Below are 15267 nucleotides of genomic sequence, written 5' to 3' on the forward strand. Positions count from 1 at the left end.
GAACGGTCATGCTCAAAGGTAACCCATGTTTTCGAGCTGTTCTGTCGTCTCCTCGTCGATGTCGCGTACTGTCTCCTCACTCTCCCCGGAGAGGATATCCGCTATCTCCGCCCGCGCTTCGCTCTCAGTAAACTGTGGGGCCCCATATGCCTGATGTCCCGGCAGGAACCGACAGTATGCATCTCGAAGCTTTCTGTTGTGGAAGACCTGTCGTCCGAAGGGTTTCTGCAGTAGCAACGCCAGAAAGACAATCGATGATGTCGTTTTGTGTCCGTCCACGAACGTGTGACCACCGTGTTCGTCCCAGAGGCTCCTGATTGTCCGCTCAAACCCGCCAGTGAGACTGACGACCTTCTCGGCGGGTCCCGGTAACGAGCCGTATCGAATGTGGTTCAGGTGCGTATAGCCGGTCGTCCGACCCTCACCCTCTGTGTTCCCATCTACCCTACCGAAATCAGGTTGCGAAGACATCGCACTGGCGACCGTCGGTAGGATGTCCACATGGTGTAAGAGCCCGTTCTCGCCGGAGGGGTCCAGATCCGGATGAATGAACGACGTCGGAACGTATACGACCTCAGGCGTCGCGAGGTGTGTGTGTCCGAAGTACCCGTACTCCCCGAGTACCTCACCGTGGTCACTGGTATAGATGACGAGGGTATCTTCGCGTAGGCCTCTGCGTTCAAGCGTCTGGAGGACGCGTTTGAACTCTTCAAACGAGCGGTCTACACCATTGTAGTAGTCTTTTCGCGCCGTTTCTGGGTCCGACGATACGCGCCAGAGATATTCGAGAGCGGTCTCGTTGCGGTATTCGTAGTCATCCCAGTCGAATCCGTCGTACGGCGCGTGGCCACCGGGTCGACGCGCAACGTGGATGAATGGTGGCTCAACATCGTCGATCGATTTCCGTGGTGGATTAGCAAACATCTCGGCAATACTGTGGTTCATGCCGCCCTGAGCAGCTATCGAAACGTCATGGCTCTCAATATCGAATACTGAGCGGACGTTCGCGGGCACAGAATGCTTGAAGCTGTGGATGTTGCTGTTCGGTGGTAACAGCCCGGTCAACAAACTCCCGAACGACGTGGGCGTGTGTGTTGAGGCTGCAATCGTCTTGTGGGTCTGCCCGAGTTCCGCGAGATCATCGTTAATTGCGTTATATCTGACAGCGTCGTCAACGTATATGAGGACGTTCTCTACGTCGATCTCCATGCTACCAGAGGGTGGCTACTACAACAATATAGTAAAGGCACCCCTACGAGGTATGAAACAGCACATAAAAACAATACCCGGTGACGGGGCGGGATATCTACCTAAAACATCTCATTTCGTAATTGCTTCAGTTTTAATCGAGTTGAGGGCCTTCATGGCGTTTTTCGCCGGCTTGTAGCTAAATCTGCCCCCGAGTGCAGCGAGTGCAAACAGCCACCTATCGGTTCGAAACGGCCAATAATACACTGATTTAAGCAGTTGCGTTCTCGCATCAGAGTATGCTCTGGAACGTAACGCTTCTTGGCCAAGAATGAACAGCAGTGACGCGAGGAAGGCCCGTTCGTACCGACGTCCGTACCCTGCAGCGAGTTCTCGGTGTTTCTCCACCATTAACGGGTACGAGATATCCCGCTTCTCAGCGTAGTTATTGCTGATTCGGTCCGCTTCTTCGGGGCAGTTCCGATATGTCAGTACTTCGGGGATCACGCGAAACTCGCTATGTAGCGAGAGTCGGATCAGCCACTCTCTATCTTGCCAGCTGGGAAACCGGTCGTCAGGAAGCCCGGCCTGTGGGATGATATCGGCCGCAACCATCAGTGTCGAGAATTCACCGAACGACTCCCCCAGGAGGAGGTCTTTGGTAACATCCCCTTCCGCCGTGAATATAACGTCCCGTGTGTAGTCCCCGTAATCGTACTCACAGCCGGTGTAAACTACACCAACGCTGTCAGCGCTCTCTTCCATCTCAGTAACCTGTCGAGCAATCTTTTCCGAGCCCCAGGTGTCGTCGTCATCTAACAACGCGATGTACTCGCCTTCCGCCTGCTCAATTCCCGTGTTCCTTGCCTGATTTGCTCCTCTGTTCTTTTCGTGACGGACACAGTTGACTTCGATACCCCGTAGCGACTCTCCGGCAAGTGTATCGGCTGCCGGCTGTGGGGAGTGATCGTCGACGACGATGAGTTCAATGTTTGGGTACGTCTGATCCGCGACACTCCGTGCTGCACTCCGAAGTCTGTCCGGTCGTTTGTATGTCGGGAGGACAACGCTGACGAGCGGATTTGGCATATGGCTGGTGGTGGTTTGCTGTATCGAAGTAAAGTTAGTGTCTGGCTATGCGTGGCTCTGCTGGCTAATTTTGGGGCGCTACGGACCACCCAGTGAACCCACCGTTGGTATAAACCTTGTTTGCCGTTGGATCGTTGTGCATTCTCGCCAGACTGTCTTCATCGTATCGGAATAAATAGTCCTGTTGGTCTTTTGTATAATACGAGGCAGTGTGCTGTTTGACATCGTGTGTCTTCGTGACAACGTAACTTCGGCCAAACGTGTCAGAGGCGATGACATCCTGGCTGAAATAGCCGAGGTTCCGAGGCAAGTTATTGTTCATACTGAAACTCTGTGGGTAGTAGCGGGGATGGTTTGTGCCTAAGACGAACGCTTCCATCTTATGTGACGTATCCATTGTATGGATTGGAACTCCTTCATCAATATTCGCTGCCATGAATTGAGACCCATCGTACTCTGCGTATGTCATGTGACGGTTTGGCTCGTAGGCAGCGCTTGCAGCGAGACAGGCACCTAGGAGTACGAGTACCGTCAAAGCAACGGTTGTTACCGAATTGCGCTTGATAGCGCTATGGATGAGTGCCATCCCCACGAGGACTGCAGCGAACAGGAGGGCGTATCTGTTCACTCTTATTATACCTTTCACGATGAGATTGCTAAGGAGAAAGATCGTTGCGATACCGAGTCCTGCGACGAAGTGAATCGAACCGAAGCCCCAGTCGTACCGCATTCGCTCGGAGAGAAACCAGTACAGGGTCAAAAGGACGAATACCCCGGCGATAGTGAAGTAAATTGTAGTCGAACCGTACAGAGTGATGAATTTCTCGGCGAGTTGTAGAGGTGAAAACTGGACTGAGCCGGCTCGCTGTACCTCTCTGGCTGCTGGGTTCATATCGTCCTGTGCCGCAACGACTTTTGTTATGGCCTGGCGTGTCTGACCGAAGTTGGTGAGCCAGGCGAATAGGAGCGGAAGGAAGGCCACGCCAAGTCGCGGACTGAGTTGCGGAGTGGACGATAGGGAAAGCCGTCCGAACAGCCCGGAATACACCGAGGTTAACAGTAAGATACCCAGCATAAACAGGGTTGTCATCGGGTGCGAATAGATGATGAACAGGCCGACCAGGAAAATCAAGAGCAGGTACTCATTGTCGTTACTCCGTCGGTACAGTTCTGTGAGCGTGAGTAGAACCGGAACGACCATGAATGAGTTCATCGCCGGGTGGTTTGAGAGATGGAAGGTCGTATAAATGAGAGTGCTGCCGGCTGCTAATCCGGCCGCGAGACTTCCCCGTTTACCCGAGAGCGTCTTCACAAGGACTCCGATTCCGATTATCTGAAGCGTCGTAAACAACAACGCTACCAAGTACGGCATCGCGTCAATCGGGACACCTAGCATCGCCATCTCGGCCATCAGCACATGTTCACCCGGATACCAGATTCCGGGAAGTGTTCCTGTTTCGAGGATTGACCTAACATCGCCGAAGTGTTGCAGTGCATCTGCCGTTCCTTGTCCGTAAAACCGATAGCCGCGAGCTTTTGGAAGGAAGAAGTACAGCGCGTAGTTTGAAAGGACGAGGCCAAGACCATGCCGCCAGTACCTCGTTTGCGTAATAGCCGCTGCTATCAGCGTCAATATTCCACCGCTCATGACCGAATAGAAAGCGAACCAGAACAGCTGGGACAGTCCATCTACCAGCGAGGTTTCATATCCGGTTACCGGTTGAATGGACAGGAAGAGCGCACTCTCAAGGATAAGGATCCCGGATAGGAGTATGACCAGATATTCCTGTATATCACGGTTGGCGAACTCGAAGCTGTCGAACGACTCCCGGTCGAGATTAGTCTCGTGACTCATTTATTACCCTTCTGGCCCGCTATGCAGTGTGAGATCCACGTCTTTCCCTCTCTTGTATGCGGTAGATATTAAGTAATCAGCGACTAACGTGCAGGGGATACGCGCCCTCACCAAAGTCAGGTCTCTGCCAGCGTCAATAGACCACCTGAACCGCAATGTCGATTGGGCCACGAAAACGCGACATTGGTGTGGAACTGTGCAACCAGAATCAGTCGAGGCTCGACTCGCCATTCGTTCAAATCTCGTCCTTGACCACAGGTGTGGGACTGCTGGTCGATTCCGTTTTGTCTCGAAGCACGGAGTCACCGATTTCAGCCACTTGGCCCAGTATTTCCGTTGTTTCTTGTACTGTCTCTTCCCAGTTGTAGCGCGTCGTGACGATTTCTCGGCCGTGTTTTCCCAGTTCTGAGAGGCGGCGCTGATCGCTGAGCAAATCAGAAATCGCCGTCGTGAATCCCTCGACGTTGCCAACTTGGACTGTTTCTCCTGTTTGGTTGACTATTTTCGAGGTCTGTTCGAGATCGCTGGCAACAACTGGAGTTTCACAGGCCAGAGCTTCGATAACTGTCCGTGGAAAGCCTTCAGTCCGACTCGGAAGGACGAAGAGGTCCGCTGCTCTGAATACCGAGGGCATCTGCTGATAGGGTACCCGCCCCATAAATTCCACAGCATCTGTAAGTCCCTTGTCAGCGACCATCGATTCGAGACTGTCTCGAAGCGGGCCATCGCCACAGAAAAACAGTGATGCGTCCGGACAGCGTTCTCGTACCGTATCGAATGCAGCTAACACGTCCTGCGGTCGCTTTCCGTCGACTAAGCGGCCGACAAACACGATCGCCTGACCGCTCTGGTTCGCGATATCGGGATGAGGCTGTCCAGCAGGGGAGAAGCGGTTGGTATCGATTCCGTTGTTTACAACCGCGATATCAGCGTCGACACCGAGATCACGGAGTTTAGATTGCTCGACATCGGTGTAGCAAAGCGTGACGTCGGCCGAGTCATACGTCCACTTGCCTAGCGTGCGAAGGTGTGTACGCGAGAACCAGAACGGACCTCGTTGTGAGTTGAGGCCGTGACACGTGATTGCAATCGGAATGTTGGCCATTCGGCAGTACAGCGCGGCCACGTTACTCGAGAAGAACAGATGAGAGTGGGTGTGAACCACGTCGAAGTCTTCCATACCACGTAGATTACCGACGGTGTTAGCGAAGATCTGATTCCCGAGGAGCTCTAGCTTCGGCGGTTGTTTGATCAACGTATACCCGTCTTGATCGGTAACCTCTCGCTCTTCCACATCTTCCGAGACAGTCAGGACGGTGACCTCATGCCCCATCGCAGCCTGATCGCGGCTCAGAGCATGTATGTGATATGGCGCACCACCGACGGTTTCAGGAAAGATGTCTTGGGCGACCCGGAGTACGTGCATTTATTTCGCCCGACTCTTACGGGTAGAGGGGTATAGTTAATAGTCCGATTTTTTGAGTAATAGGCCTTTATAGCCAGTACAAGACACCAGATGGTGGTATGTCGTCACATTAAATCCAGACACCGTATTTCTATTCGAGGACCCCCTGCTCTTGCATACGCACAGCCCAGTGCTTGAAGACGTATACAGTCCAGAGGAACCGCGAGTGATCGTGGTTTCCATCGAGGTGCTCCTCGAATAGTTCTAAAATCGCCGCGGTATCGAGAATCCCCAGATCAGTAGAGCGGACCATCGAGACGAACTCGTCGGCAAGTTCGTGTTTGAACCACTCACCGATCGGCATATCGAACCCGTGTTTGTTTCGCTGTAAGATAGACTCCGGCAGTACATCATCGAAGGCTCGTTTCAGCACACGTTTTCGATCGCGACCAGTTAGTTTGTGGTCTGTTGGAAGACTGAGTGCGTACTCAACGACATCAGTATCGAGGAACGGAACGCGTACCTCGAGTGAGTTGTACATACTGGCCTGGTCGACTTTCGTGAGCATCTGATCTGGGAGCGATAAGCGAGTATCGACAGCCTGTATCCGTGCCAAGCTCTCTCTATCGGCCAGTTCGGGGGATATCGCGGCGTGCTGTGTCCGGAGGGTTGTCTGCCCAGCTTCGATTGGGTCAACGTTCGTCACGGACTGGATCGCTTGGTCATCGGAGACACGCATTAAATCGAAGTGACGCTCCGGAACTGATCGTTCTCCGCTCCGGTTTATGAACCACTGTCCTTTGTATACGGCGTCGCCGACCGCAGTCCCACGTGAAGCGGGTAGTGCATTCACAGCCGGCTCGACGGCGTATTCCCGTATCTGGGACGGAAGCGCTCGATAGTATTTTGACAGGGACTCGACTCGGTACTTATCGTAGCCGGCGAACAGTTCGTCAGCACCGTCACCCGAGAGTGCGACCTTGACGTTATCTCTCGTGGCCTGAGACACAGCGTAGCTCGGCATCAGTGCCGGATCGGCGAAGGGTTCCCCCAATTTATTCAGTACGTCCGGTACGGACTCGCGTACGTCATTCGCTGTGAGCGTGATCTCGTGATGGTCGGTGCCGTGGAAAGACGCCACTTCTCGTGCCGCCCAGGATTCGTCGAACCGATCCTGATTGAAACCGACGGTAAACGTCTTCACGGGATCATCAAGTAACTGAGCCATCGTCCCGACGATTATCGTCGAATCGATCCCCCCGCTGAGGAACGCACCGAGTTCAACATCGGCCATCAGCCGTTTTTCGACCGCCGATTCGACGAGCGAGCGTAGGTGTGAGGCAGCGGTATCAATATCGGGGTCACGAGGCGTGATCGCTGGTTCGTGATATTTGTCGCGGTCGATACCGTCGTTCGATATGAGTATCCGCTCGCCGGGCCGGACCTTCGAGACGTTACGGAAGGCCGTTTTCGGTGCCGGAATATATCCGAATGCGAAGTACTGAGCCAGTGCATCCCGATCGATGCCACCGAGATCCATGTCGCTCTCGAACAGCGATGGGAGTTCGGAAGCGAACGCGAGCTCGTCGTCCGTTTCGGCAAGAACGAGAGGCTTGATACCCATCGGGTCACGGGCCAGTAACAGACGTTCTCGCTCACTGTCCCACAGAGCGAACGCGAACATTCCGTCGAGTTTGTCAACGAAACTGGGCCCTTCTTCCTCATAGAGATGAACCAGTACTTCCGTGTCGGTTTGAGTGGTAAATCGATGTCCTGCGGACGTGAGTCCTTCCTTGAGAGCCCCGTAATTATAGATCTCTCCGTTGAAGATGACGGTTACGGTACCGTCCTCGTTGTGGAGCGGCTGTCCCCCGTTCTCGGGGTCTATGATACTGAGTCGGCGGTGTGCAAGTCCAACACGTCCATCTCTGAAAACCCCATCGTCGTCAGGACCTCGGTGACACTGACAGTCGTTCATACGTTCAAGAACGTCGGTTTCAGGTGAGCCAGATCGAACATACTTACCACAGATTCCACACATTGTTCACGTAATCTACATCGATGCTCAAAATTATACCCTCCCTACACGGGCGAATCAGACGGGCTATCTTCCGCTCAACGCTGCCTATATGGGTCTGTCAGTCTGTTGTGGAACGTCCCCGTGGCAGTTCTGTCCCTTCCCGGCTGAATGAACTATTCGAGCCATTCGAATCGACCAAAGCATTGCAGGAAAGTCAGAAACGTGTCCCGAGAATCGGCGTAGGGTGAGTATAAACAAGCCCTTTCACACAGACTGTGAACTAATGGAAAGCACTGGACCGATAGCGTTCTTCGTTCCCTCTCTGACAGTCGGTGGTGCCGAGCGTGTGACAGTTTCTGTTGCGAACGGGCTCTCTAAGCGCGGATATGACGTAGACCTTGTCGTATCGTACAACGAGGGGGATTTCCGGACTGATGTCGCCGGAAGCGTAAACGTCGTCGACCTCGGAACACAGAGGATACCAGGGATAGGAATCGGTGCGAGTGTTCCCGCTCTCGTGCGATATCTGCGGCGACAATCTCCCCAAATACTCTTCTCACAGATGACGTATGCCAACGATATTCACATGATTTCGCAGGTTCTATCGGGCGCTGACACTACCGCCATCTCGACGGTCCACAACACGCTCGGGATGCAGGAGGGATCGAAAGAGAAACTTGTCCAGTGGCTGCAGCGTCGCCTTGCCAGTCAGTCGGACCAATTCGTCGCTGTTTCAGAGGGTGTCGCTAAGAGCGTCGTCGAACACGTCGGCATCGACCAGGAGAAAGTATCCGTCCTCCATAACCCGGTCCCTATCAATGAGGTGCAAGAGCGGGCAGGAGAGTCGGTGGATCATCCCTGGATCGAGTCTGCGAACCTTGACATCGTCCTCGGTGTCGGCCGTCTAGAGAGAGCGAAAAACTTTGAATCGTTCCTCCGCGCTTTCGAACAGGTCCATGCCGCTCGACCGGACACGCGTGCGATTATTGTCGGCCGCGGGTCGAAGCGAACCGAACTCGAAACCCTCGCGGCCGAGTTAGGTATCGACGCCGCGGTTTCGTTTCCAGGCTTTGTCGACAACCCTTACGGCTACATGGCGGGTTCGGACATCCTCGCGCTGTCTTCGGTCCACGAGGGACTGCCGACCGTGCTCATCGAGGCCCTTGCATGTGGATGTCCGGTCGTCTCGACCGATTGTCCCAGCGGCCCGGCAGAGATCCTCAAAGATGGTGAGTACGGCCCGCTCGTCGATGTCGATGACGACGAAGGACTCGCAGCGGCCATCCGGACGACGCTCGACGATCCACACCCGAGCGGCGTGCTGATCGAGCGTGCGAACGATTTCGCCCCGGCGGCCGTGATCGACCAGTACGAAGCGTTTATTCGAAGTTTCGTATCGGTGGAGACCACCGACAGTGTCGATAAACGATCCGAGCCGCTCACCCCCTCGTGACTAGCTCCGGTCTATACCATCCATCAGAACGGTCCAAACCTACTTCCGGACTCCTGTCGTTATTATCTCACGTTACGTCGACCCAAATGTGAGCCTCACGGTACGCGTTCTCAGCTGTGGGTTGATTCGGGGGACTTCCCCTGTACAACAAATACGTCAACCGCAGGCGCTCGCCCTCCAGTACCGGCGTCACCGTGTGACGCTGCAGCCAGCGGCCTCCAGCCGCTGTCCGGTTGCTATAAGTATCAAGACGTATGCGCTCGATGACCTCTCCTGTCGGCGCGGTTCGGGCTAACTGCACGACGACGACGTACTCAGTTGTCTCCATCTCGTGATTCGTGGCGGTGAAGTACATCTGTTTGGGCTCGCCCAACGCGATCTGCTCCGGATAGCCGCTTGCCTCCAGATTGCCAGTCTCATTCTCGGTCAACAGCCCGAATTCTGTGTACGCTTCGCCGCGTTGTGGCTGAGCCGCGACCAGCGTCACGCTGGCAAACGTCACGAGGATCGCTACACCGACAACTACGGTCCCCAACTGGACTCCCTCCCCGTCGGAACCACCGCTGGCCGCTCGTGAGTTCCCGAAGGGCATCGAGGTCTGACTCAGGCCCATCTGTGTCCTTTTGTAGCGCCGATACCCCGCGATTCCAGTTGCCACAACGGTTACGATAGCAAGGGCAGTGACAACCGGAGTCGGACGAATCGGCCAGGGCGTGAACTCAAGATTGACTCCGACGATAATTGCCAAACAGATGCTTGCCACAACCGAGTACAACATCCGTTCTGTGGTAATCAGCCGGTGGTGTTCACACTCCGGGTTCCGAGTTGGAAAAAGGGCCGCGACTACAGCATAGCCCGGGACGAACAGCAAGAACGGTAACGCGATGGCCGCGAGGAGTATTCCCTCAAGAGACGATAGCGTTGCGAGGAGTACAACCGCTGTGTACCCCACAGTAGTAAGCAAATCGACAGTCGCTGGCGAAGTATCCGACCACCTGCCCATAAGTTCCGCTCACGCCTACGCTATGATAAGTAAAAACTGCATAACGGTCATTGACGATGTCGAATGCGGTGTCAAAGAACAAGATCCAACCGTTCAGAGTAATTACTCTGATTCTGTTCGGGAGAGATACTTTTGTTGTAACCGCCAGACGTACCCACGAAGTAACAGAATCGATAGCTTCGGAATGAACGAGCCGTATCGAATCCCGCTCGACTCGTCGCCGTAGAGTGCTTCCATCGGTACGTCCTGAACAGTCATCCCATTCGCATCCAAGTGAATTAGCATATCGTTCAGAAATCCGTAGTCGTCAAACAGATCGTTCAGCGAGAGCTGTTCAAGCGCTGTCGCGGAAATCGCGGTGTATCCGTTCTGTGGGTCGCGCATTTGCCAGTGTCCGCTCGCGATCTTGGTCAACATCGTGAGGAGCGCATTCCCGAACAGCCGCCAGTTAGACATCTGAGTACAGTGGCGTCGCGATATTAGTCGGTTGCCTTTCGCGTAATCCGCATCCCCCTCAACGACTGGGTCGAGTATCTCATCGAGGATGTTCGGATCCATCTGGCCGTCGCCATCAAGGACTGCAACCGTATCCATGCCGCTCATAAGCGCCAGCTCGTATCCAGTTTGTACGGCGGCCCCGCGACCGCCGTTAGTCTGATGACGTACTGGGACGATCCGCTTATCGAGAAACGTCTGGCTTTCAGATACCGTTGTCCCGGCCCCGTCGGCGACAACTATTTGTTGTGCGGAATCACCGGTCACACCTTCTTGTTTTACCTCAGTATCCACGTATTCCTTGATTTCGGTCCACGTGCCATCTGTCGAGCAGTCGTCGATAACGAACACCTGATCGACGTACTCCGGAAGTGAGTCGAGGACCTCACCGATGAACCCCTCTTCGTTGTGTGCCGGAACGACGACACCGACGGTCGAGCCTTTATACACTCTGTGTCCCCCCTGTTGGTGAGTGGAGCGAGTCCGCTACGGTACGCACAGAGTTACCGAAAAGGGAGCTACTCATCTCGAGTCGGCTTTCATGCCAGACCCACGCGCCAATAGTAACCTCTGATTCAGTGATAGTCATGGTAGGTCGTAGGGCCGCTCACCGGCCACCAATAGGGCCCTCTCTGTCGTCATGTTGGGCAAATCGATCTATTGTTATTCCTTACTTTCCAGGGTTAGCGGTCATATACAGTGGACTGTCGAATCGATAAATATCTGGTTAGACCGATTCCGAAAAGCGCCCGCGTACGGCGATTACTATTGTTAGAGGGAGTGGTTATTCGAATTGATCCTGATACGTCGTCCTGATGTCCGCCTGACGACTAGCGGTTAGGTTCTCGTATGACTTCCCGTATGTGTCGTTGGCCAGTTCGTCCCAAGACTCGATTCGGTCACCGGAATCAGTCCGGAACTGTGCATCGAAGTCCGCTTCGACCTTCTGTTGGGTTTCAATTTCTAGTCCTGTGAAATTAAACTTCTCCCCAGATTTCACATCGGCACCGTACTCTTGCCGGGCGATTTCCTCACGCGTCCGCACCTCTGCGGCCGCAAGGCCGTCCGCGAACGGTTGGCGTTCGTGAATCTCTTCGATCTGGCGCTTCGTTTCACCGCTCACCTCATCATAGTAGAGCCCGTACTTGTCTTGGGTTATCTCATCAAGCGAAGCGCGGTCACCATCAGAGACACTGGTACTTCCGCCGGAACCGCTGGACCCGCCGTCTTTCGCCCATGACGGCTTGACCGACATAGCTGTTGACGCACGCGCGTCTTTTGAGTAGATGCCATAGATGTACGTCTGCAGACTCAGTGGTTCTACGGGGTAATCCGTCGAGTCGGTTACCGTGTATTCAATCTCGAACCGAACACGAGTCGACTCACCGGGTTCGAGCGTGACATTTCTGTCGACTCCATAGGCTTCCGGTCGATCATCGTCATCGCTATCGATGCGGTGCTGGATCGATTGAGTTCCGGTGTTTTCACCGGTGTTCGTTACGTCCGCGGAGAACACAGCCGTATCACCGACATACAGGACATTCGGTCCAGCCAAATCCGACACCTCGAAATGACTGTCCTGTACCGTCATCGAGACGGTATCTGTGTCGTCAGCAGCTCCAAGCGAATGGTTGTGTGTCCCGCGGCTCAAATTCGTCGTATTCACTCTGATAGACACCGTTGTCGTTTCGTTGGCAGCAAGTGAAACGGAGCGCGAATAGGTGGTGTTCATCGAATCGCTGCGGAGCGTGACGTTGTCGCTCCCGGCCACGTCACCAACGTTCTCGACGACTGCTGATACATTGGCAGTTTCCCCCCGCGTTACGTTGGCCGGTGCAGTCGTGTTCTGTACCTGAAACGTCGCCGGTTGCTGGACATAGAGTGTTCCGGTCGTTGATGTGTTTTCGGTGGCGACCCTGTATTGATATCGACCAGGCTCCAGATCAGCAGTTCGGACCGTGGCAGTGCTTATCTGGCTCTGGCCGCCCGCAAGCGAGTGTACGCTCTCGTTCAGCGTTTCAGCATCGGAGTACTGGCCGTTTTGGTCCGCATCGACAGCGATTTGCACTGTCTGGACGCCACGATATGCACCGACATTGGTCAGGTTTGCTCGGATAGAGGCGTTCGTTCCACGGACGATTGTAGCGTTTTCAGTGGTATCGGCGAGTACAAACGTAGGCGGGGTGAGGACAGCCACACTCCCAGTTGACTCCGAGGACGATGATTCTTCACCGACGGCAACGGCGTACGTGTATTCCCCGGGGCTGATTTGATCAGGCCCGACAGCGAACGTCACATCCGTCGGTTCTGCAGCCGAAACCTCGACTTGTTTTGTTGCGACCGTTTCAGGAGGCTGTCCGTCCCTGTTCAATCGTAGCGCTACTTGTTGTGTTGTCGTTTCCGACCCTGCGTTTGTGATTTGAAGTTGCACACGCAACGGCTCATCCGGGCGAATTTCAGTCGGAGACTGCACAGTACGTATCTCCAGTTCGTCCTCGCCCACAGTGGTCTCCGTATCGGACGGTCCATCAGCGAAACCACCGATTCCAAGCCCCAGCGTAGCGCCTCCAATGAGTAACAGTCCAGCGACGCACCCAATCAGTAACTTTCCGTAGCCTATGGACAACATGCGTACGCAGGTATGTTACAAATCATTATTGTTACGGCTGCTATACCCGTCGGTAGACACTCTTTGTATTCAATATCGAAGAGCGGATTTTCACAGGGGATGTCTCGGAACGGGTAGCATACGTTTACCACCAGACACGTCCATCTAAGTGGAACTTTCAGCCATAGTCGTAGTGAGTCGATACCGTCCGTTGGCGTCTCAGTTAAACGACTACCATTAGCTGAATCTATGGAAGGTAACCAGCTTGTGATTCAATACCAGAGTCTGTGTAATGCAGTGGCGTATACGCGAGATACCCAATTAAACTATAAGTTCAATTCGAATCGAAAACAGGGATAGAGATGGTTCTAAGTCGACGCAGCTGTGCGATCCTATCAGTTCGAGTCCGAGACGCGACGGTTACGCCATGTTCTTCCGTTCGATTGTTTCCCAAATATCGACACCCTTCTCAGTGATGTCGTACACGCGGCCTTTCTTCCGATCTTCCGAAACTAATAGGTCGACCAGTTCCGACTCACGGAGTTCCTGCAGGGCGCGCGAAACGTGAGCAATGCTCATTTCCCTGTCGTCCGCAATTAACGACGGTGTCGCAGGGCCTTCTGACAACCGGCGGAGAGTCTCGACTCGATACCGTGAACTGATTACGTAGCTCACTTCGTCCCACTGATCAAAGTCTGCCATCGTATCTATTCGTATGCACGAGTGTACCAGCTACCTTCTTTGGACACAAACTCGTGTACAGTGATGTTCCATGTGCCTGTGGTTAATTGTTTCGCTCGTGTCTCTTGGTCTCGCTTCGTAGCCATACACGACTCTGGTTGAGTACCCTGCATACTGAGTATGTGGTGAGTAATATCATTCTTCCACTCAATTCATAAGACGGTATTTCAGCCGTGCTCGGCAATCAGGCGACAGCCGATCAACAACAGATACTGCAAAACTCGTAAGGCTCCAATTCCTGACGACAACCAGAAGGACATCTTATCCAGAACTTCATCCTTGAAGCGATCTCTCTGCGGTTCAGATAGCTGTTCGATTGACACTGATAAGATTGCGTTACTTGCATGGCTCATAGAAACATTGCATATACGCTACGATTTATCCTGTACAATCTCCAGGAAGTGAATAGCGTGTAACCGTAACAGAGGGCCTCCTCAACGAATTTACGGCCAGTCTACGTGTTTTGTGTATCTCAACAGACACTGTGCCGGAGTTTTAGTATGGAACACCGATATTTGATTCAAAGAACGCTGTTACTCCCGGAATACCCAAACAACTACTGACTACCCCGACGGTAATCAAAGGAAAATTATCTAACTGGTTACATAACAAAGTATTAAGTAGCAAGGTGATGTTGATTTGAAATGCTGGCTGACAGCGTAACGCTCCGTCGATACAGCCGGGGGGCTGTGTGAGCGCGATTCCAGACGGGTGGACGATGTCGCAGCACACAGGAAGTGGGTAAATATGGGAGTCAAAGACACCGCACAAACGAAAGCAGAACCGAATGATCAACTAAGCGACGAATCTGTCCCATCGCCAAAAGGGAAAGAAAGCAGTGCGGACCAAGTGACGTCACAGGAGCAGGATGACTCGGGTGCATCTCTAGACGTTATTTTTGAAATACTGAAAAACAGCCGCCGCAGAGAGGTCCTCCACTTTCTTCGAGAACGAGGTGAACAGGTCTCTCTTGGAGAACTCGCAGAACACGTCGCGGCAATCGAGAACGAGACCACAACTGATGCGTTGACATCAAGTGAGCGCAAGCGCGTGTACGTAGGACTGTATCAGTGCCATCTCCCGAAGATGGACGACATCGGTGTCGTCGATTTTAACCAAGACCGGGGGCATATCACCCTTACCGAGAAGGCTGACGACTTCGAAAAGTACCTCAACCGCTCTGAAGAAGAGGAGGAGGTTCGACAGTGGTATCAGTATTACGCGGCCGTCTCGGTGCTCGGTGCGATAGTTCTAGGCGCCTCTATCGCCTTCTCACTTCCCGGGAGCATGGTTTTAGGTCTGTTCTCCCTGGTAGTGGGTGTTGCAGGCGCATGTTCCGTGTATCACTGGTCAGTTGAGCGGGAAGAGCCGGATACCGAGTAGCCCGATAAGAACGGTTTGTTTCCGCGG

General features: G+C 53.7%; 11 protein-coding genes. 2 read left to right on the forward strand and 9 right to left on the reverse strand.

What is annotated here, in order from left to right; all coding sequences use genetic code 11:
* Positions 1-12 precede the first annotated feature (12 nt).
* The 5 genes from AV059_RS01460 to asnB form a co-directional block, all read right to left on the reverse strand.
* Entirely contained in the window at positions 13-1209 is a 1197-nt protein-coding gene (locus AV059_RS01460; RefSeq protein ID WP_058991662.1) for a sulfatase-like hydrolase/transferase, read from the reverse strand.
* A 111-nt stretch (positions 1210-1320) separates the two neighbouring features.
* On the reverse strand, positions 1321-2277 hold the full coding sequence (locus tag AV059_RS01465; RefSeq protein WP_058991664.1) for a glycosyltransferase family 2 protein: 957 nt from the start codon (positions 2275-2277) through the stop codon (positions 1321-1323).
* A gap of 64 nt (positions 2278-2341) precedes the next feature.
* Positions 2342-4132, reverse strand: coding sequence for a hypothetical protein (locus tag AV059_RS01470; protein ID WP_058991666.1), 1791 nt, complete (start codon positions 4130-4132; stop codon positions 2342-2344).
* Positions 4133-4367: 235 nt separating this feature from the next.
* The gene (locus AV059_RS01475; protein ID WP_058991668.1) at positions 4368-5558 is read right to left on the reverse strand and encodes a glycosyltransferase family 4 protein; all 1191 of its coding nucleotides are present in this window, start codon (positions 5556-5558) and stop codon (positions 4368-4370) included.
* Positions 5559-5688: 130 nt separating this feature from the next.
* The gene (asnB, locus tag AV059_RS01480; RefSeq protein ID WP_255356083.1) at positions 5689-7578 is read right to left on the reverse strand and encodes an asparagine synthase (glutamine-hydrolyzing); all 1890 of its coding nucleotides are present in this window, start codon (positions 7576-7578) and stop codon (positions 5689-5691) included.
* Between the two features lie 262 nt (positions 7579-7840).
* Here asnB and AV059_RS01485 point away from each other — a divergent pair, with 262 nt between their 5' ends.
* Complete coding sequence (locus AV059_RS01485; protein WP_058991671.1) at positions 7841-9010, forward strand: glycosyltransferase; 1170 nt, start codon at positions 7841-7843, stop codon at positions 9008-9010.
* Between the two features lie 67 nt (positions 9011-9077).
* Here the strand turns inward: AV059_RS01485 and AV059_RS01490 are convergent, their stop codons facing one another.
* The 4 genes from AV059_RS01490 to AV059_RS01505 form a co-directional block, all read right to left on the reverse strand.
* Positions 9078-10013, reverse strand: coding sequence for a DUF1616 domain-containing protein (locus AV059_RS01490; RefSeq protein WP_058991673.1), 936 nt, complete (start codon positions 10011-10013; stop codon positions 9078-9080).
* A gap of 102 nt (positions 10014-10115) precedes the next feature.
* Complete coding sequence (locus AV059_RS01495) at positions 10116-10958, reverse strand: glycosyltransferase family 2 protein (RefSeq protein WP_058991675.1); 843 nt, start codon at positions 10956-10958, stop codon at positions 10116-10118.
* A gap of 334 nt (positions 10959-11292) precedes the next feature.
* Positions 11293-13137: a CARDB domain-containing protein gene (locus AV059_RS01500; RefSeq protein ID WP_058991677.1), complete on the reverse strand. Its 1845-nt coding sequence runs from the start codon at positions 13135-13137 to the stop codon at positions 11293-11295.
* Positions 13138-13536: 399 nt separating this feature from the next.
* The gene (locus tag AV059_RS01505; protein WP_004515801.1) at positions 13537-13818 is read right to left on the reverse strand and encodes a winged helix-turn-helix domain-containing protein; all 282 of its coding nucleotides are present in this window, start codon (positions 13816-13818) and stop codon (positions 13537-13539) included.
* Between the two features lie 786 nt (positions 13819-14604).
* Here AV059_RS01505 and AV059_RS01510 point away from each other — a divergent pair.
* Complete coding sequence (locus AV059_RS01510) at positions 14605-15240, forward strand: hypothetical protein (protein WP_058991679.1); 636 nt, start codon at positions 14605-14607, stop codon at positions 15238-15240.
* Positions 15241-15267 lie beyond the last annotated feature (27 nt).

This window comes from Haloarcula sp. CBA1127 (assembly GCF_001485575.1).
Classification (GTDB): domain Archaea; phylum Halobacteriota; class Halobacteria; order Halobacteriales; family Haloarculaceae; genus Haloarcula.